This is a genomic window from Ruminobacter sp. RM87 (assembly GCF_000701925.1).
Taxonomy (GTDB): Bacteria; Pseudomonadota; Gammaproteobacteria; order Enterobacterales; family Succinivibrionaceae; genus Ruminobacter; species Ruminobacter amylophilus.
The window spans coordinates 21,179-41,100 of record NZ_JNKD01000012.1 but is presented as its reverse complement, the minus strand read 5'-3'; the positions used below and the strand labels follow the sequence as shown (position 1 = coordinate 41,100).

General features: G+C 44.7%; 15 protein-coding genes. 10 read left to right on the top strand and 5 right to left on the bottom strand.

The window, feature by feature from the left end:
- Positions 1-33: 33 nt before the first annotated feature.
- Positions 34-696 (top strand): ribose-5-phosphate isomerase RpiA, encoded by a 663-nt coding sequence (rpiA, locus tag T489_RS0104770; protein ID WP_031578908.1) that lies wholly within the window; start codon positions 34-36, stop codon positions 694-696.
- Between the two features lie 235 nt (positions 697-931).
- Here rpiA and T489_RS0104765 read toward each other — a convergent pair whose 3' ends face one another.
- The gene (locus tag T489_RS0104765) at positions 932-1,834 is read right to left on the bottom strand and encodes a hypothetical protein (RefSeq protein WP_031578907.1); all 903 of its coding nucleotides are present in this window, start codon (positions 1,832-1,834) and stop codon (positions 932-934) included.
- 408 nt (positions 1,835-2,242) lie between these two features.
- On the opposite strand from T489_RS0104765, the gene T489_RS0104755 reads away from it, so the two are divergent.
- The 6 genes from T489_RS0104755 to nrdD all read left to right on the top strand — a co-directional run bounded on the left by T489_RS0104755 (position 2,243) and on the right by nrdD (position 9,401).
- A complete protein-coding gene (locus tag T489_RS0104755) occupies positions 2,243-3,982 on the top strand; it encodes a PP2C family protein-serine/threonine phosphatase (protein WP_031578905.1) in 1,740 nt (579 codons plus the stop codon).
- A gap of 26 nt (positions 3,983-4,008) precedes the next feature.
- Positions 4,009-4,407: an ATP-binding protein gene (locus tag T489_RS0104750; protein ID WP_031578904.1), complete on the top strand. Its 399-nt coding sequence runs from the start codon at positions 4,009-4,011 to the stop codon at positions 4,405-4,407.
- Between the two features lie 51 nt (positions 4,408-4,458).
- The gene (locus T489_RS0104745) at positions 4,459-4,719 is read left to right on the top strand and encodes an STAS domain-containing protein (protein WP_031578903.1); all 261 of its coding nucleotides are present in this window, start codon (positions 4,459-4,461) and stop codon (positions 4,717-4,719) included.
- Between the two features lie 317 nt (positions 4,720-5,036).
- Positions 5,037-5,744, top strand: coding sequence for a M15 family metallopeptidase (locus tag T489_RS0104735; protein ID WP_051621786.1), 708 nt, complete (start codon positions 5,037-5,039; stop codon positions 5,742-5,744).
- Positions 5,745-6,003: 259 nt separating this feature from the next.
- Entirely contained in the window at positions 6,004-6,213 is a 210-nt protein-coding gene (locus tag T489_RS0104730) for a hypothetical protein (protein ID WP_031578901.1), read from the top strand.
- A gap of 1,049 nt (positions 6,214-7,262) precedes the next feature.
- Positions 7,263-9,401 (top strand): anaerobic ribonucleoside-triphosphate reductase, encoded by a 2,139-nt coding sequence (nrdD, locus tag T489_RS0104725; protein ID WP_031578900.1) that lies wholly within the window; start codon positions 7,263-7,265, stop codon positions 9,399-9,401.
- 154 nt (positions 9,402-9,555) lie between these two features.
- Here nrdD and T489_RS0104720 read toward each other — a convergent pair whose 3' ends face one another.
- Together T489_RS0104720 and T489_RS0104715 are read right to left on the bottom strand one after the other, a co-directional pair.
- Positions 9,556-10,455 carry a hypothetical protein gene (locus T489_RS0104720; RefSeq protein WP_031578899.1) on the bottom strand — a complete coding sequence of 300 codons (900 nt, stop codon included), beginning with the start codon at positions 10,453-10,455 and terminating at the stop codon, positions 9,556-9,558.
- Positions 10,456-10,492: 37 nt separating this feature from the next.
- On the bottom strand, positions 10,493-11,560 hold the full coding sequence (locus T489_RS0104715) for a 3'-5' exonuclease (RefSeq protein WP_198020417.1): 1,068 nt from the start codon (positions 11,558-11,560) through the stop codon (positions 10,493-10,495).
- 709 nt (positions 11,561-12,269) lie between these two features.
- On the opposite strand from T489_RS0104715, the gene T489_RS0104710 reads away from it, so the two are divergent.
- From T489_RS0104710 to T489_RS0104700, 3 genes are all read left to right on the top strand, one after another.
- Positions 12,270-13,367, top strand: a complete 1,098-nt coding sequence (locus tag T489_RS0104710; RefSeq protein WP_031578897.1) for a glycosyltransferase family 2 protein — start codon at positions 12,270-12,272, stop codon at positions 13,365-13,367.
- A 557-nt stretch (positions 13,368-13,924) separates the two neighbouring features.
- Positions 13,925-15,244, top strand: a complete 1,320-nt coding sequence (locus T489_RS0104705) for an SPFH domain-containing protein (protein ID WP_031578896.1) — start codon at positions 13,925-13,927, stop codon at positions 15,242-15,244.
- Between the two features lie 8 nt (positions 15,245-15,252).
- Positions 15,253-16,506 carry a TFIIB-type zinc ribbon-containing protein gene (locus T489_RS0104700; RefSeq protein ID WP_031578895.1) on the top strand — a complete coding sequence of 418 codons (1,254 nt, stop codon included), beginning with the start codon at positions 15,253-15,255 and terminating at the stop codon, positions 16,504-16,506.
- Between the two features lie 128 nt (positions 16,507-16,634).
- On the opposite strand, the gene T489_RS0104695 is transcribed toward T489_RS0104700, so the two are convergent.
- Complete coding sequence (locus tag T489_RS0104695; protein ID WP_031578894.1) at positions 16,635-18,716, bottom strand: tetratricopeptide repeat protein; 2,082 nt, start codon at positions 18,714-18,716, stop codon at positions 16,635-16,637.
- A 472-nt stretch (positions 18,717-19,188) separates the two neighbouring features.
- Positions 19,189-19,869, bottom strand: a complete 681-nt coding sequence (locus T489_RS0104690) for a TetR/AcrR family transcriptional regulator (RefSeq protein ID WP_093140473.1) — start codon at positions 19,867-19,869, stop codon at positions 19,189-19,191.
- Between the last annotated feature and the right edge of the window lie 53 nt (positions 19,870-19,922).

The following is a 19,922-nucleotide window of genomic DNA, read 5'->3' as shown; positions in this document are numbered from 1 at the left end:
TTATCTTTAGAACTCATCAGTGGATTTCAGAAAATGGATCAGAACCAGAAGAAAATTTGTGCGGCGGAAGAAGCTGTTAAATACGTTAAGGAAAATGCCGTTTTAGGCGTAGGTACCGGTTCAACAGTTAACTACTTTATTGACAGACTTGAACCTATAAAGGACAAGATCAAGGGTGCCGTATCCAGCTCAGTAGCTTCAACCAAGAGACTTGAAGCCATGGGTATCAAGGTTTTCGATCTCAATGACGTTGATTCATTCGACATCTATGTTGACGGTGCCGATGAAATCAATCCTGAAATGGACATGATCAAGGGCGGCGGTGCAGCTCTTACCCGTGAAAAGATTGTTGCCGCGGTTGCCAGAAAGTTCATCTGCATCGTAGATGATACCAAGGTAGTGGATGTTCTCGGCAAATTCCCTCTTCCTGTTGAAGTTATTCCTATGGCAAGAGAATACGTGGCCAGAGAGCTTACCGCACTCGGCGGACGTCCTGTTTACAGAGAAGGCTGCGTGACCGACAACGGCAATCACATTCTTGACGTACATGATCTTAAAATCACTGAACCGAAGAAACTTGAACAGACCATCAATGCCATCGCCGGCGTTGTAACCGTCGGTATCTTCGGCAGAAGAGGTGCTGACGTACTGATTGTCGGAACTGACAACGGCGCAAAGGTTACCGAAAAGAAATAACCACACACGATTCTGCGGCGGTATCGGTTCACGACATTACTATTCCGCTGATACCGAATGCAGTTTCGTACTCCGGTGTGAAAATTCATTCAGACAGAAAGACCGAACCCGAAGGTTCGGTCTTTCTTTGTCTTCATTTTCAGGCCTATTCTGAAAAACCGGTTGTTTCTTTCTGTAAAAAAAGGCGCGTCATCCTGACATGACGCACCTTTTTACTGACTGCTAAAACTGCCTTTTAATGGATTTCGCAGTTCATATAGGAACTGCCCTGCTGATTTCTTAACTCGATCTCAACCCCGCCGGAATCCACGAATTTTAGCTGGGTGCTGTAGTCACAGTCATAGCAGATACTGCTGATGTCACGAAGATATTCCCCTTTGTGCTGAGGGAAACCGTAAACACTGTAATCCTCACCCTTTATACTGAAATGTCCGACCGGAAGCTGAGTGGAATACATTTTTAGAATAACCAGCTGATGTCTGCCCTCACTGTCGGCATTTTCATTCTCAGCGGCTTTTCGGCCGGGAACACAGTCAAGGAGCATCTCCTGATGCTCTTCAGTTCCCTGATCTATACGCTCCTCGGCAATCATGAGCTCAAAATAGTTTTCCGCACAGCTGGAACTGAATCTGTTTTTCACGCAGGTATTCAGACGGCCGCGGTGAAGAGCACAGCCGAAAACGCATCCGTGTTCGTCATACTGAAGACCCAGATACTTAAGATACTCCTCTTCAAGATACATAAGCTTCGGATTATGACAGATGATGCTTTCCGGATCGCTTTCCTTGTACCTGTCACATACATCACGACTGAGATTCATCAGACGGATGATTTCACTTTTCTGAAATTCCCTGCTTCTCGGATTATTCTGCAGATCCGGTATTTTTTTCACCAGAATCTTCTGTTCCTTTTTGAAGTTATTTGGAATAAAGCTTCCGCGGCTGAAATTAGCCAGGGACTCTTTGGCAGGCTTTTTGTTTTCTGCGGCAGTGTCCCGGGCTTCTTCACGGGCCTGTACAGGATTCATCAGAACAAATCCTGCCAGCGAAACCGCCAGTGCCTTTTTCAGAAAGGATACAGCTCCGCTGAACTCACCCGCCTTCCTTTCAGACAGGCTGATGTTTCTGTAGTCATGCATTTATGTTTTCCTCATTATCTGCAGTCACTGATTTCTCGGAATAAAATGAGACTGCAGCTTTTTTAATGCTATGTGTTTCTGCTTTATATTATTTTTGCTGTGTGCATTTTCTGATATTCCGGCAAGATTTGCAATATAAGAAAATCATGATGTTTTTTCCGTTCATAATTCCATATTTTCAGAACAGGCTGCAAACTGCCTGAAGACAGGCTGTTCTTCAGGTATTTCCGGCGACGGATGAAAAATACTGCCGCTCGCATGTTAAATTTATTGCTGTTTTTCACAACCTTGACATCATTTTGGCATCTTATTTTCATATTTATAAATCAGTCATCTTTCGTGCATTCCACAATGTGATAAAATTTCGTTCAGAATAAAAACAGTTTTTTCACTTTTGAAAGATGAACCATGACTATAAACTTTTCAGACCTGCGACATAAAATTGCGGTTGTGTTTTCCTGCAGCCTTTTTTACTTCGCCGTCTCCATTCCGTTCATTGATTATCTCCGGCTGTCTCCAACCACGGAAGTACGTCCATACTGCGTACTGCCCTTTATTTTGTCTCTGGTATACGGATTTCCCGGTGTTCTCGGTACAGCCCTTGGCAATATCTTTTCGGATATTTACTATGGCGGCATGGACATCAGGATCATGACCATGGGAGCCTGTTTTCAGATAATCTACGGCTACGGCGGTGCACTCCTGTGGAAATATCTGCGCCGCAGAAGCAACAACATTTTCCGTCTGGACAAGATTCATAAAATTACTCAGTATCTTCTGCTCGTTGTTCTGCTCAGTCTTATTGTAACCTTTATGGTATGGCTGACCCTGCATTTCTACTACGGTCTGAATGTTTTCGGGGTTGGATTCAATAACACCCTGATGAACCACATGATCTTCTTCGTGGTTCTGGGAATTCCGTTTTTCGTGGGATATTCCTACCACCTGCAGAAAAAAAAGCTCAGTCTGCAGCCGACGGACATGAGCAATGCCTATCTGTTTTCCCTTAATGAAAAATTCATCCTTTTTTTCGTGATGATATCCGAGATCGTATCCACTGTTATTGCGATTTTCGCCTATCTGTTCTTCAGAGCATACCAGATCTACGACTCGGTAACACTGTGGGCTCATATCTACGTCATAGGCGGAGCCACGCTGTACATATGTCTTTGTCCATCCCTGCTTATACTCCGTTCCATTGAACGTCATATCTCCCGTCCCATTGAAATTCTATCCTCCATCGGCAAGAATTTCGGTGAGCATGAAGACATCAAATCCGAAATCGAACATATACAGTCAACCGTAAGTCAGTTCACTTCCTATAAATCGGAAATCGGCGAACTTGCACTGTCCTTCCGGACTTTCTCACAGAAACTCCAGGAATTCTTTCTTAAACTTACCAGCATATCAAAAGAAAGAACCAGAGTGGCCACTCAGCTGCGAATTGCCGCCGACATACAGAAAGGAGCCCTTCCCGAGCCGATTCAGCTGACGGAAATAGATCTGTATGCCTCAATGGATCCCGCTCTCGAAGTCGGAGGAGACTTCTATGATTATTTCAGAGTGGGAGAACATCATCTGGGATTCGTTATAGCTGACGTATCAGACAAGGGTATTCCGGCCTCCCTGTTCATGATGATATCCAAGACCATTATTCAGAAGAACATGATGGACGGCATGTCTCCGGGGCCGGCTCTCACGAAATCAAACGACGAACTCTGCCGCAACAACAGAGCCGAAATGTTTGTAACCGTATTCTGCGGACTGCTGGATCTTGAAACCGGAGAACTGAAATATGCCAGTGCCGGACACGATCATCCGTTCATTTCCCAGAACGGAGAAGCCTTCAGAATAATGGACAACAAAACCGGTTTTGTTCTCGGGGAAATAGAAGATATCACATATGCTGAAAATGTTATAAAGCTCTCTAAAGGCGATATCTTTTTCATGTATACTGACGGAGTACCTGAATCCTCCAACGAGGATAAGGAACAGTTCGGATTTGAAAGGACTCTTAATGTTCTCTCTGCAAATCGGGACAGAGCAATGGAGGATATGTGCTGCGCACTTAAAGAATCCATCAGTCAGTTCAAGGGCTTTGCCAAGCAGTTTGACGATCTTACTGTTCTGGCAATTCGTATGAACTGACGGTATTTTGGCGAAAGAAGTACAAAATGATAATAAAAAAAAGGTTTAAGACGGAAGAAATTACCTCAGAAAGTATTCTGGATTTCATCAGCACTTCAGTTGAAGACTTCGGTATTTCAGAAACTACCATAGTTAGACTCAGTGTCTGCACTGATGAGATTGTATCCAACATTCTGAACCACAGTCATGCGAAATACATCGACGTCACAGTTGAGGTAGAACATAACGTTCCTACTATATCCGTTTCATTTACTGATGACGGAGAACCTTTCAACCCTCTGATTGAAGCAGAAGAACCGGATTTCAGCCAGCCTCTTGATGAACGAAAGGAAGGAGGCATGGGCGTGTATATGGTAAAAAAGATGGCAAGGAACGTAACTTACAGTCGTAATGACCGACAGAACATCTTCACCATCTGCATCTGACCTTTATCATGTATTACATAGACTTATATTACAACTTACGGAACAGTTAGAATGAATTTAACAGGAAGAATTGAAAGCACCAATGCTGCGGAATGGTATGACAAAATCAGGGCGGAAATCCCTGAATCCGGGGACATGGAACTTGACTGCAGTGATCTCGTTTATATTTCATCTGCAGGAATCCGCATCATCATTAACATCTACAAGATCGTCAGAAAGAACGGATATACGCTGATCCTCAGAAATATTCGTCCTCCGGTAATGGAAGTTCTGGAGCTTACGGGCGTATCAGACTTCATAACGATAATGTAATCTCTTCGGTTTTCCGGATAACTGAATAAACGCGTGTTCAGGATTACGTATGCCACATGCCTACTCCTGTCTTTCAGGATTCGGAGAAAGAATTCCTTACACGTATGTGTCTTCCTGCACTTACGGTCACGTAATATGCGGCATTAACCTGAACCTGATTTTCAGCAATATTGAATGTCGTCTGATATTTTGCACGGCTTAATCTTGAAATTGTCAGGATTTTACTTCAGTATATTGCAGATATTCCGGACAGACGGTAGAAAGTGCCGCCAAAATTCCGGTTCCCATCAAACAAACACCAGGACTAACAACAAATCATGTCTGACATAGATTATTCCGACAGCAGAATACTGCACGGTCTTAAAGAAGAACACCTGACAGAACTGACTTCCGGAAATGGAAGATTCCGTCTCACTCCCCTTACCGCCGAAACCTTTACCAGAATGAGAAATGATGCTCTGAAAGACGGCATCAATCTCTGCATAGCCTCCTCCTTCAGAAACTTCGAACGTCAGAAACTGATTTTTGAGGAAAAAATCGCTGGAATCAGAAAGGTTCTGGATCGCAACGAGCGCCCTGTCGACATATCCTCCATGAGCAGGAACGAGCTTATCAGAACCATTATGTTTTTCAGCGCCGTACCCGGACTTTCAAGACATCACTGGGGGACGGATCTTGACGTGTACACTCCGGATACACTGGCACGGGGAGAGGAGCTTGATCTGACAAACAGATGCTACAGCTGCGGCTGTCAGCAGTGTGTCGGAGACTGGCTGGGAGAAAACATGCACAGATACGGATTCTTCAGACCTTACAGCCATGACAACGATCTGTTTTCTTACGAACTGTGGCATATAAGCTACGGACCGGAATCCGATCTGTTTACCGGGAACCTTGATTATTACGAATGCATCAGTTTCCTGAGAGAAGAGGCAGGACTTTCCGCCCCCGAAACAGTCATCGACATTATTGCCGATGATTTCAATGAAAGATTCAAACTGCTTTCTCCTGAATGTCAGGCCTGAGGCCCGATACTCATGTGCTGTCATCAGACGTAAAACAATCAGTCGTTCCGAACCGTTTTACGTCTGTATGCAGAATCTCAGACTCAGGAATATTCTCCACTGCCGCTTCTTCACTTCCAGATTATCTCAAATAATACGGAAGAGTAGTCGTAATCATCCGCAATTAACATAATTGTTTCAGTAACACAGATAATTATTGTCAGAAACAGCAGCTTTATTGTTTAATGCAGTAAAGGAACTTTTTCCGAGGAGAAAGCTTATGGATAATCGCCCTGAAAAATTTTTGAAATGTTCTAAATGCGGATCCGGAAATATCGAAATCACCCGCAGTATTCCACCTGAAAACGAAGGTTTCTTTCAGAAGCTCCTGAGAAAAACCAGGGACAGAGCCATGCCTTCCGCACCTCTTTCCGGTAAATTTTACGTTATATGCAGAGATTGCGGTAACGTAACCATGATACTGAAATAGACAGTTCACATACAGCCACCGTGCAGCCGGCAGGATATTGAAACATTTTTCATGAGAAAGTTATGCTCATTCACGGTAATGTTTCAGAAAATTCAACAACAATTGTTGTGAGCACTCCTGTTTAAACAGTTCCTGACCGCAGCAGAACACCTGACTGTTCAATATTTAATCAAATAAACCATTGCACACCCAGTGGTTATTCCTACTGTTTTAATGTGATAAAACCGCATTCTCCGCCATCTGATTACTGCTTTCTGATTAATTTAACTACATATCTCTAATTATAGTGGCACTAAAAGTTACTAATATATCGTCTCTATTAAATTATAAGTTTTTTATATACACATCCCTGTTAAATGCAAACCTTTTTAAAGATAACGTTTTCACAAATATCTTAATCAGCTAAAAACTTATAATTTTTTAGTATGTGTATAGTTTTTATATTTTGTATTTGTAAATTTGAACATACTATATATAGTGGTATTCTTTTATTTTTAAAAAAAATTAATACCATATGTAGGAAGTGTGTTTTTTACACTGTTACTTTTTAACCAAAAATAACGTAAACATCGATTCTGCAAGACCTACAAGAAAAACATTGATCTGAATCAATTTTTATGCAATTAAAAATATAAAAATTTTTTTTGTTGTGTGACTCTCAAAAACTTGCTAAATTGCTCAACGAAAAAATTGCATACCTTTGAAGCTTGCTATAATCAAAGTATGCAGAGTGATGAAAGATTTTTCTGCGTCTTTTTTCAGGACGAAAAATAATCATGAGTCACTGGCAGCGTGCAGCAGAAATTTTGATTACGGGAACGACGTTAAATATATAAATTAAATATTATGAAGACGCATCCTTCGGGAATATCTGATTAAAAGAAATCAATATAACAACTTACACGCGCAACAGTCCGGCATAACAATACCGGTAGCCAAGCAAGCATAAAAAAAAATAAAAATTGAGAGTAAAAAAACAACATCCGCCGCAGTGCTCAAAAAAATAAAGTCTTTATTTTTACTGGAGGTCGGATTTACTAGAGAGAGATATGAAAGTGGAAGCTAAAATTACTGTAATTAAGCGCGATGGTAATCGTGTACCATACGATGGAATTCGTATTGTTAATGCAGTCTCCAAGGCTGCAGAAGCCTGCGGTGTTCGTGATCTGAACTTCGCCGCTAATATCGAATCCAAGGTTTTCGGACTTATCAAGGATAAGAGTGAAATCGAAATCAGCGAAATTCAGAAGTTAGTTGAAGATCAGCTGATGGCTTCCAAGTTCAAGCAGATCGCCCGTGCGTACATCGAGTACCGTCACGACAGAGACCGTATGCGTGAAAAGCAGAGTGACCTCATTCACGACATCGAAAGTCTTATCGAACAGAACAACCCTGAAATTCTTAATGAAAACGCTAACAAGGACAGCCGTGTAATTCCTACACAGCGTGACCTTCTGGCAGGTATCGTGGCCAAGCACTACGCCAAGCAGCACATGCTCCCGAGCGACGTGGTTATAGCTCATGAAAAAGGTGAAATCCATTTCCATGACCTTGACTACTCCCCTCTGTTCCCAATGTTCAACTGCATGCTCATTGATATCAAGGGCATGCTTACCCACGGCTTCAAGATGGGCAACGCTGAAATCGAAACTCCGCGTTCAATCTGCACCGCAACTGCAGTTACAGCCCAGATTATCGCCCAGGTAGCCAGCCATATCTATGGCGGTACCACCATTAACCGTATCGACGAAGTTCTGGCTCCGTACGTAACCAGTAGCTACAACAAGCATCTCGCAGTTGCCAGAGAATGGAACATTCCTGATGTTGAAAGCTATGCCCGTGCCAGAACCGAAAAGGAATGCTATGACGCCTTCCAGTCTCTGGAATACGAAGTAAACACCCTGCACACCGCCAACGGTCAGACTCCGTTCGTAACCCTTGGCTTCGGTCTCGGTACCTCATGGGAATCAAGACTTATTCAGCAGTCAATTCTCAAGAACAGAATTGCAGGTCTCGGCAAGAACCACAAGACCGCCGTATTCCCTAAGCTTGTATTCACCATCAAGCGCGGACTCAATCTTGAAAAGGATGATCCTAACTATGATATCAAGCAGCTGGCTCTTGAATGTACTTCAAAGCGTATGTATCCTGATATCCTCAACTACGAACAGGTTCTCCGCGTTACAGGTTCATTCAAGGCTCCTATGGGCTGCCGCAGCTTCCTCAGTCCGTACATCAACAAGGAATCTCACGAAGAAGAACATGACGGCCGCAACAATCTCGGTGTGGTAAGTCTCAACCTTCCCCGTATCGCCATCGAAGCTCACGGTGACGAAGCCGAATTCTACAGAATTCTGGACAAGAGACTTGAACTCTGCTTCAAGGCCCTCATGGAAAGAATTCACCGTCTGGACAATGTTCAGGCAAAGGTTGCCCCAATCCTCTACATGGAAGGCGCATGCGGTGTAAGACTCAAGGCTGACGACAAGGTATCCGAAATCTTCAAGAACGGACGTGCCACCGTATCTCTCGGCTACATCGGCATTCATGAAACCATCAATGCCCTGTACGGCAACAAGAAGCACATCTTTGATGACGAGGAATTACGCAAGAAGGGGGTTCAGATTGTTAAGGCTCTTCACGATGCTACCGTACGCTGGAAGCAGCAGACCGGTTACGGCTTCAGCCTTTACAGCACTCCGTCAGAAAACCTGTGCAACCGTTTCTGCAAGCTTGATACCAAGGAATTCGGTATTATCCCTGGCGTAACAGACAAGGGCTACTATACCAACAGCTTCCATCTTGATGTGGAAAAGAAGGTTGATCCTTATTCAAAGATCGACTTCGAACAGCCATATCCTGAACTGGCATCCGGCGGTTTCATCTGCTATGGCGAATTCCCTAACCTGCAGAGAAATCCTGAAGCTATTGAAGACGTATGGAACTACTCATATGACAAGGTTCCTTACTATGGTACCAACACCCCTATTGATGAATGCTACGAATGCGGCTACAAGGGTGAATTCGAATGTACCAGCAAGGGCTTCGTATGTCCTAAGTGTGGCAACTGCAACCCTAACAAGGCATCAGTAATCCGTCGTGTATGCGGTTATCTCGGCGCTCCTGATACCAGACCGTTCAATGCCGGTAAGCAGGAAGAAGTACGTCGCCGTGTAAAGCATCTTTAACGATGACATTCTGTAAAAAACACTGATAAAAAAGGAGAGCGGCAGCTCTCCTTTTTTTGTGTCTCTACAACATGTGCGGCAAATTTTTGTTTGGATTACCACCGGCGGCATAGTCGGATAATATCCTGGCCGAGAGCAGACATCACTTATTGTTTCAGCCGTGTTTTTTGCGACTGTCGAGAACCTCAATTTTTATGGCTTCAGGACTGGAACACTTTCCGCGCAGATATTCCTGTTCCTCCTTCACCTCTTCTTCAGTGAACACCCTCTTGCACCAGCATTTCTGTTCGCCGTTCCACAGGTAACCGTTGAATTTCAGTTCCTCCTTCACCTCGAATCTCGCGGTAAAGGCCCACACCATGTACTCGACATGAGAGGATGCGGCAATCAGTTCCGCAATGGCCCCTTTTATGTAGCTGAAAAGCCACAGATTGGAAAACACGGCTTCTCGAATACTGTTGTACCTGAAGAAAAATCCCAGACGCTCGCAGTTCATCTGCAGAGTTGCCCCTGAAATGAGTCTGTCATTCAGATTCTCCCACCTGATGTCATGAACCGAATCGACCCATCGATATCCGGAAAATGAAGAAAATCTTCTTTCAAAAAACTCTCTGGCCGTCCTGCCTCTGGTGGAAACAATTATCGGATCGTCACGCAGCATCGAATCAACCGTTCTGTAATCAAATGACATGCCGTTGAGGCTTTCAACTGTAATACCGGTGGTTCTGGTGATATAGGCGGGGATCGGATATCTCGGAGCTTCAAAGCCGCGATACATTCTGTCCACGCTGACTATTTCACCGGTACTCAGAAGGCATGAGCACTTGACCATTACCAGCTCCAGAATCACGTCCTGACGTCTGCCGCCCGTGGTTACCATTTCCAGAAAAACAAGGGACTGCACCGGTTCCGGAGTTTCCCTGAAAATCACGGGAAGAACCTGTTCATCCGCAAATCTTGCGTAGGGAACCCTGCTCTGAATCCTGTAATCTTCGGGATGAGCAATAATTTCCGGGATAAGTTCTAAAGGAAATCGATTGTAGTTATAGGCCATATCCATTCCTCCGTAACGTACCGGTCTTACTCTGATTTTACTTGTATCGGGTAAATGCAGTGTAAGCCATACTGTAGAATCCCTGATTCTGAGGTGTAATCATCGGATGATACAGTCCGGTAAGGAACTGAATCTCCTTCTGATATTCATCAGGGCTGCGAACTATCTTGTACCAGTATTTGTCCGCGGCACGCCACCACTGTGACTGATACCTGCTTCTGGCACTGTCATACCAGCTGTACCCGTTGTTTTTGAGCTGATTTTTAACGTCATACGGAGCCTGAAGAGCCCTGATGACATATGTTGTGTTGTCAATACTTGCCAGAAGAGCAGTAAGAGCTCCCTGAATATTGTTAAGAAGCCACAGAAGAGCCAGACAGTCGGTTGACGCCCTGTGGGCATCATAAAAGAACCCCGTGGCTGAAGCGATGGCTTCCTGCTTTAATGATGAGATGCGGTCATCGAGCGTACTCCATCTGATTTCACTCAGTGAACAGCCCCACGGAAGACTGCACAGTCTGGAAAGATGAGCGAATCTCTTTTCAAACATAGGACGATCAAAGGAGGCATTGTGGGCCACAATCAGCGGATTGTCAGCCAGGAGTGCACACACCTCCCCTTCATTAATCTTTTTGCCGGCCACGTCTTCATTGCTGATGCCGGTAATCTTCTGAACATCAGGAGAAATCGGTTCGTAAGGATCCTCAAGTTCATCATAAATGGACTCAATGGAGGTAACCAGTCCGAGACTCGGGGAATATTTCACCTTCACCATGGCAAGCTCAATAATCTTGGCCTTGGTGATATCAAGTCCCGTGGTTTCGGTATCAAGAATCACCATGGATTTTTCATCACCCACCGGATCGTGAAGCTTTATTGATCTGGTGCCGATACCGAATTTGGTATAGGGAATTCGGGTCAGAAGCTTGAAATTGTCCGGATTTTTGGCAATGGCAGGCAGCAGCTCCAGAGGAAAATGTTCCGTATTTCCGCACTGAACCTCGGCTAAACTTATTAATTCTTCCGCATCCCTGAGCAGCTGTTCCGTATTCTCTGACAGCTGTTCATTTTCATTTACTGCCTTATCATTTAAATCTGTAGTCATATCCATATTCCAACCTTAATTCCGAAACGTCGGAAACATCCTCCGTCAGATGCATCGGAAAGTCCCGCGTTTCGCCTATTTACTGTTTATAAAACGATTTAACAGTCCAATTATAACACATAAATCATATGAATGTTTTTTATACCTTCTATTTATATTCAGAAAAACATTGTATTATTCGCTGAATATCACAGTTTCATCGGCTTAAACACATTTTTCCGGTACCTGACGGTTCATACATCCGGAACATTTCTTAAACAGAAAGAAGGTTTTATCATCTCTCACGTCACATTAAAAGCAACTTTTATTTAAATATTGTTTGTTTTTATATATCATATACTGAAAATAAGTAATGGCAAACGGTTAATTCAGTATCGGGATTTCCGGCATTTCATGAAAATAACTTTCAGTTAATGCTTAAGGAGCGTCTTAAAGTGAAAAAGCCGTTATGATGGATTTCTGGGAATGCACCGGCAGCCAAAATAAATATTTATAATCATTTATATAGAATTCTGTCCGTTCAGGCTCCCTTTATATCCGACATATAAATATTTATTTTTTATAAACACACTTAAAAATTATTGACATGCTGTCATTACAAAAATAAAATACACGAAGTTTTTCAAATAATGATATACGCATCACAAAAACCAATACAAAATAATAACAATAGTCCGTCTCATTCAAAACTGGTTTTAAAGGATAATTCATGGTCAAAATATCGGTTATAGTCCCTTGTCACAATGACGGACAGTACCTGCCCAGATGCCTGGACAGTCTCACAGGACAGACTCTTCAGGATATTGAAATACTGGTTGTGGAAAACCGTTCATCAGACAATTCACAGGCTGTTATTGAGGAATACGCTCAGAAGGATTCCCGTATAAAAGCCCTTTCCATAAGTACTGAAAGTCTGTCTCTTGCCAGAAACAAAGGTCTGGACAAGGCTTCCGGAACATATGTCATGTTCTGTGATCCGGACGGATGGTTTGAGCCGGACATGTGCAGAATCATGTACGACGCCATCGAAAACAGTGAAACCGATATTGCCGACTGCGGCATTTCATGTGAATTCAATGCCGATATGACTGAGCAGGACAGAGCCCGCAGATATTCAGAAGATTTTTCCGGTCCTCGCCGTTCAGGAATTCACAGTCTCACCAGAAAACACCTTTTGAGCACCAATCCTACTGTATGCAGCAAAATCTGGCGCCGGGATCTGATACAACGCGCGGCCCTGCGTTTCTCACCGCTCAGAGCGCATGAGGACTACGATTTCTGGTACCGCTATGCATTCAGGGCCCGGACCATCTGCTATATCAGAAATCAGCTGTATCATTATTTCATCAGCCAGGCTTCCATAAATGACAGTCTGGCATCGGAAGACAATCCGAACCGCAAATCAAGACTGGACGTGGCCATGAGTTTTCTGGATTTCGTGACGGTTCAGCAACCAAAACTTACCGACCGTACCAGAAAGACCGTGGTGGCAGTTTTTGAGGAAATGGCTGAACAGATGTCGTGTCTGCTGAAGGGAAACGAGCAGGAGGAAATCTGCCGCATCATCAACAGCATCCTCCGAAACAGACTGCAGACCGAAGCATTCTTCACTCCCGTCGCGGGAACAATCAGCAATCTGAATAACGGAGGAAGCATGACTTCGCTTAAGGTCCGCAGGCTGCTGATGAATACCCGCGTACTGCTTAACAGAATCAACGGCAGGGAGATCTCAGACCGCCTTAAGTACAGCATTGCCGTTAACGACAGCAGAATTCAGTACAGAAAGAACATTCTGTCTCACAAATAAAAAGAAGGAAGGAAGCTGATGGTTGGCCGGACACAAAAACTTCTGAGGATTTCAGAACAGCTGTCGGCTCTCTGTAATTCAGCTTCTTTAATTATTTCCAGTATTTAAAAGACTAATTATCAATACTGACAAAAAAGCTGTTAAGACACTTCAAGTCAGGAACTGCTCAGGAAGAAATGACACTGCCTGAACACACTGGCGTCATGTTTTAACACTCGGGAAAAACCTTTAACCATAAGTGTCGGGGTTTCGGAATTTCTGCTGAATACATGCTTATCAGGTGCATGTTTTGCGCAATACATCCAGTTATGTTGTGCAGACATCATTCATTTTCAGTCACGCAGGTCACTGCAGGAACAGTCCGGCTTTCATAAAAAACAGCCACACAGCCCGGAGTGCGAATTATTTCACTATTATAATCACAGAACTGGTTCTAAAATATTTGTAACTGCATGAGACTGTATATACAATTATAATCAGCCTGCGGTCTCATGAACGGAGTTTTCCTGAAACCGCGCAAGCAGACAGATTCACCCTGATGATTTAGGAGAAAGATTATGGGTTTATTGAAAGCGGCAGCCGGTGCTATCGGCGGTACCCTTGCTGACCAGTGGAAGGAATATTTTGTATGCGACTCATTGAGCAATGATGTGTTGTTTGCCAGAGGTTACAAGCAGACCAGCGGCAGAAGCTCAAATGTAAACGGTCACGACAACATTATCACCCAGGGTTCTGCAATTGCAGTAGCTGACGGTCAGTGCGCCATTATAGTTGATCAGGGCGTGGTAACCGAACTCGCGGCCGAACCTGGCGTATTCACCTACGACAAGTCCAAGGAACCGTCAATTTTTGCCGGCGGTCTGAACTGGAACAATCTTAAAGCCGTAATGAACACCATGTGGGAACGTTTCAAGTACGGCGGTGATACCGGCAGGGATCAGCGTGTTTATTATTTCAACATCAAGGAAATAATGGACAACAAGTTCGGCACTGCAACTCCTATTCCTTTCCGTATTGTTGACAACAATACCGGCATTGACGTGGATGTATCAGTCCGCTGCAACGGTCTGTTCACTTTCAGAATCACCAACCCTATCGCATTCTATGCCAACGTATGCGGTAACGTTGCCGAAGAATACAACACCGACCAGATCCGTACTGTTTTAAAAACCGAATTCGTGGCAGCTCTGAACCCTGCTTTCGCACGTCTTTCAGAAGCCAAGATCAGACCTAACGCCATTCCTTCCCACGTTGACGAACTCAGCCAGGAAATGAACCGCGTACTTACCACAAAGTGGGCTGAACTCAGAGGTATCAGCATTGTTTCCATCGCCATGAACTCAGTAAGTCTTCCGGAAGAAGATGCAGATCTTATCAAGAAGGTTCAGATGGGTGCTGTTCTCAGAGATCCTAACATGGCTGCAGCTCAGCTTGCGGCAGCTCAGGCAGACGCAATGCGCGCAGCCGCCCAGAATGCCAATGGTGCCATGGCCGGTTTCATGGGCATGGGCATGGCTCAGGGTTTAGGCGGTACCAATGCAGCCGATCTCTTCAAGGTTAACGGCGGTGCGGCCAAGCCTGCAGCTGTTGCCGGCGCTGCGGTAAGCGGCGGATGGACCTGCACCTGCGGTACCGTAAACCAGGGAAGATTCTGCAGCGAATGCGGTCAGCCGAAACCTGCTCCGCAGGGATGGACCTGTTCATGCGGTGCAATAAACCAGGGTAAATTCTGCAGCGAATGCGGCAAGAAGAAGCCTGCGGGCGCACCTACCTACAAATGCGACAAGTGCGGTCACATGTTTGATGATCCGAAGAATCCGCCTAAGTTCTGTCCTGAATGCGGTGATCCTGTAGACGATAACGATATTGTTAAATAATTATAAAAATGGCAGAATCCATCAATTATAAGTGCCCTGCCTGCGGCGGCGCCATGGATTTCGATATCAAGACGCACAAATTGAAGTGTCAGTTCTGTGATAGCGAATTTACCGTAGATGACGTCGTCGCCACCAAAGGTGCCAAAAAATTCAATAAAGACGGCGAGTTTGTCCGTAAAAATCATTTCAACGAACCGGAAGAGCCGATTGTCAGACATCTGGCTCCCGGTGACGACGAGACCTGTAAATATGACACCTATGCCTGCAAGCAGTGCGGCGGTGAAATACAGATTCCTCCTACCGTTATATCAACCATCTGCCCTTACTGCGGCAACAATGTGGTTTTCTATGACAAGCTGATTGGAAATCATATTCCGGATCTGGTCGTACCGTTCAAGATCGAAAAGTTCGCACTTAAGGAAGCCTACCAGCAGCACCTTAAGTTTAAACCATTTGTTCCCGGAAAGTTCAAAAGAGAAAACACCTTTGAACAGATCCGCGGATACTACATTCCGTTCTGGATCTATGATCTGAAGGCTGAAGGCGGTGCGACATTCAAGGCTGAACGTGAAGATCCACAGAAGGTTTCCGTATACAAGGCCCATCGCCGCGGATACATGCTGTTTGAGTCAATTCCTGAAGACTCCAGCAAATTCTTTGACGATGCCATGACCGAATCACTGGAACCTTTCGTGTTCAATGACGCCATTCCGTTTGAAACGGAATATCTGTCAGGTTTTGAAGCTCACGTATATGATGAATCATGCGACGAAGGAGCGGAGAAGGCCAGCAACAGAGCGGCAATGACACTGATTGACGCGCTTCAGGAGACGGTTTCCCATATGTACAGCAGAGTGACCTTTGAATCCGATGACATCAAAACCACGGATATTCAGGCTCAGTCCGTGCTTTATCCAATCTGGATGCTTACCACCAAATGGAACGGTGAGGAATATTACTTTGCCATGAATGCCCAGACCGGTACATTCGTGGGCAATCTTCCACGCAACAACGTGGTCTACTTCCTTTCCCTGTCCATATCCACCCTGCTTTTAGGATGGCTTTTCTTCGCCATGTTTGAAGACTGGGTAGCCCTGGTGGTGGCCGCGATTCTGGCTGTCGGCATCCATATGGCCATAGACAGCAGCCGTGTTTCCGTAAAGAGAGCTTCCAAGGCGACAAACTACGGAAAAACCGAAACCTTCCGTATCACCTACTCCGACGACGTGTTCTCGCATACATATCAGAAGAGCCGCCGATAGAAACGGAATAATTCATGAAAAAGAGAGAGAGCCGTGCTCTCTCTTTTTTTTCTGATTCATCAGCATTAAAAAACTGAAAGCCGGACTTTCTGCTCAAGTGTCCGGCTTTCCATAATGTCAGTGAACGGCTACCATGCCGAACCGTATTTGCTGCGAAGGATATCAGCTTCGGCATGAGCCTTCTGAACTTCAGCCGGAGTCAGATAGTAGGAATAGTTCTTTTCCATTTCACTTATGTCATCCTTGTACCAGCTGTCGGTATCAAAGGTTCCGATATAAGACTTGAGAACCAGTGTCCATATAAGAGCATTGAACATGTCTGACTGTGCCCCTCTGCCGCCCTTGGCAAGAGATTCGGCCAGCAGCTTCTGCGCGGTATGATCCCCTTCCATTGCCGCTTTGGTCAGCCATCTCTGTGCCTCCCTGGCATTCTCACGAATGGATCCTGAAGCACCGTAAATCATCCCCAGACTCATATATGCCGGTTCATAACAGAGATCGGCGCTCTGAGTCAGCCAGTAGATGGCAGTATCAGGATTGTAGTATGTGGAGAAATCACTTGAATCATTATAGATACTGCCGAGTTCATACATCGCCTTGGCTTCACCGTGCTGTGCAGCCATGGTAAACCACTTGATAGCTTCCTCGTAGTCCGGAAGAATCACTTCCACGCCGTCGCTGTCCATGAATGATTCATCAACAGGAAGTCCCATGTCATCAGTCAGAGGACCTTCATCCATTTCGGCAATGTCCATCGGATCTTCAGAAGGAACCTGTTCCGGCGGGAAATCCTCATGTTCCGGCATCGGCGGAACTTCAGCAGTCTCCATCACCGGTTCATGATCCGCACCTTCGACGGAAGTATCTATAGAAGCCATGTTTTCTGAAGGTTCTTCAGATTCTCCCGATACCACCGGTTTTTCAGGTTCGGTACGCTCCTCCGAAATGACAACCATTTCGGACTCTTCCTTTTCCTGTTCATACTTTTTGGCTCTTTCCTGGGCTTTTCTGGAATTTACCCTCTGTTTACCGCTCTCACCGTGACGATGATGGCCGGAACTTGCAAGGGTACCGGTCAGAGCATCAAATCCGAGACTCAGCATGGCTGAGATATCACCGTTTTCCGCCTGCTCTTCCCTGATCTTGCGGGCTTCAAAACGGAGAACCATCGGATCGGTATTGTTCACTTCTCCTGAAATCACGCCGTCTTCAATAAGATCAGCCATAATCAGCTTGGCTTCATAATTGCCGCGATCGGCAGCCATTATCAGATATTCAACGGACTTTTCAGGACTGTAGATGGTGGTATTATCAATGCGGTAGATATCACTCAGGGAAAGCATCGCATTCTTGTCACCGCGAGCAATCATCTCCAGATAAAGTCCTTCAAGCATGGAAAAATACTTATTGGATTTTTCCATATTGTTTCTGGCTCTGAAGAGTGTGGCCAGAGCCTCAACTGACTCCACGTCCCTGTGCTTTGCCGCTTCCTCATACCAGTAAATGGCCTTGTCCATGTTTATCGGGAGTTTGCTGCCGGTGGAGAAGTAGGCCCCCAGTGTTCTCATGGCTTCAACATCGCCCTTTTCCGCTCTCTTGACATAGATGTCAATCCAGCGGTTGAAATAGCTGTTGGCCATGCTTTCATCAACATTGAGACCGCCGAGACCGCGCTTGTACATTTCTCCGATGGCATCAAGAGCATCAGGATTGTTTCCGGCCTTCATAAACCATTCGTAGGCCTGCTTGTAGTCATGTCCCACGCATGTGCTCACCTTGTCACCGCTGGCGTAGTACAGATTGCCGAGACGTACCTGAGCCGGTGAATAGCCGGCATTTGCGGCTTCACGGAGATATTCAAGTCCCTTTACTGTGTTCTTTCTGGTTCCCTTACCTTCAAGATACAGTGAGGCGATTTCATAAAGAGCCTTGACGTCACCCATGTTGATGAGTTTTTCGTAATTGTTCTGAGCTTCCTCATAGAACTGATTTTTAACGGCCATATCGGCAAGCGTGCGATAATTCTTCATGGTGAAATAGCGGTTCAGCTGATACACGGTTATGCCGCCTGCAACAGCCACGGCCACAATACCCAGAAGAATCATTCTTCCCCTGCCGGTTGACCATAATGAACCTCGTTCAGTCTTGAAACGATTTCGCCAGTCTTCAAAATCATCTAAAAATCTTAACCAGGATTTCTTCCACTTCATTTAAACAAACCCAACTGTATTACTTTTTGCCCTTGAAATATAGTTTCTTAAAAGATATTTTTCTGCTTTACGGATTAAATCTCACGTCACGCAATGAAGAAAAACGGGACCGTCAGACTTTCCGTGAATAAAGAATGCCCCCAGCACTGAACATATCAGAAGCCGGATTGTATAAAAATATTTAATAGCAATATTTTAACATAAAGAAAACATAAATATCCCATATTTACAACAGATCTTTAATCAGATTTGCAGATATGCGATACAGATCTGTTGCATAAAAGGGGAAAAATAAAAAATTATCAGGTTTAACCCCCAAAAAAATTGAGCTATCCCTAAAACCCCGTATAAAATCACATTTTTGAAAAATTGTTCAGAAAAAAAAGAAAACACCAGACGGAATTTCTTAAGAATTTCCGTCCGGCATTATACGGTCACGGTCTTTACTCAGAACCGTCGGCACACCCTATCATTATTCCGGAGTGTAATAGCTTCTGAGTCCGTACATGTTCACGATAACCCTGATAATGTTGTCCGGATGCACTTCCTCTCCTTTTTCAAGATAGTACATCAGTACGGATATCAGAATATCGGCAGACACGTAGGCACCGAGATCAAGCTCATCATCGCTTGAACTGTAGAGTCTGCCCTCGTAATGTTTTTTGATGCTTCTGTAGAACGAATCATGAAAGCTCTTGCGAACATCAAGCTCTTCGCCGTTGAGTCTGAAAACCAGCTTCAGCAGCTCCCTGTTCTTTGACAGAGTGGACTGCAGGGATTTGAAAAACCCCAGATTGCCGATTGACAGCCGCTCCTCACCCAGCAGAGAGGAAATAATGGATTCCTGGCAGTTCGCCATTACTTCCGACGCAAGATCATGCTTGTTTATATAGTGCTTGTAAAAAGTTGAGCGGTTTATTTTCGCACGCTCAAGAATCATTCCCACCGTAATGTCCGCATAGGAATTCTCCTCCAGCAGTTCAAGAAAAACCTTGTGAATTTTCTTTTCGGTGCGAACCACACGTCTGTCTTTACGATTTAAAGATTTATTATCTTTTGACTTCTTAACATTTGCGGACAGGATATCTTCCTGAGCTGTCTGCAAACCACTGTCAGTCGCCTCAACCCTTACCATTTCTGAATCAGAGACCACAATACCTTACCTCCATGAAGATTATAATCAGTATCAAGACACTCAGTAACAGC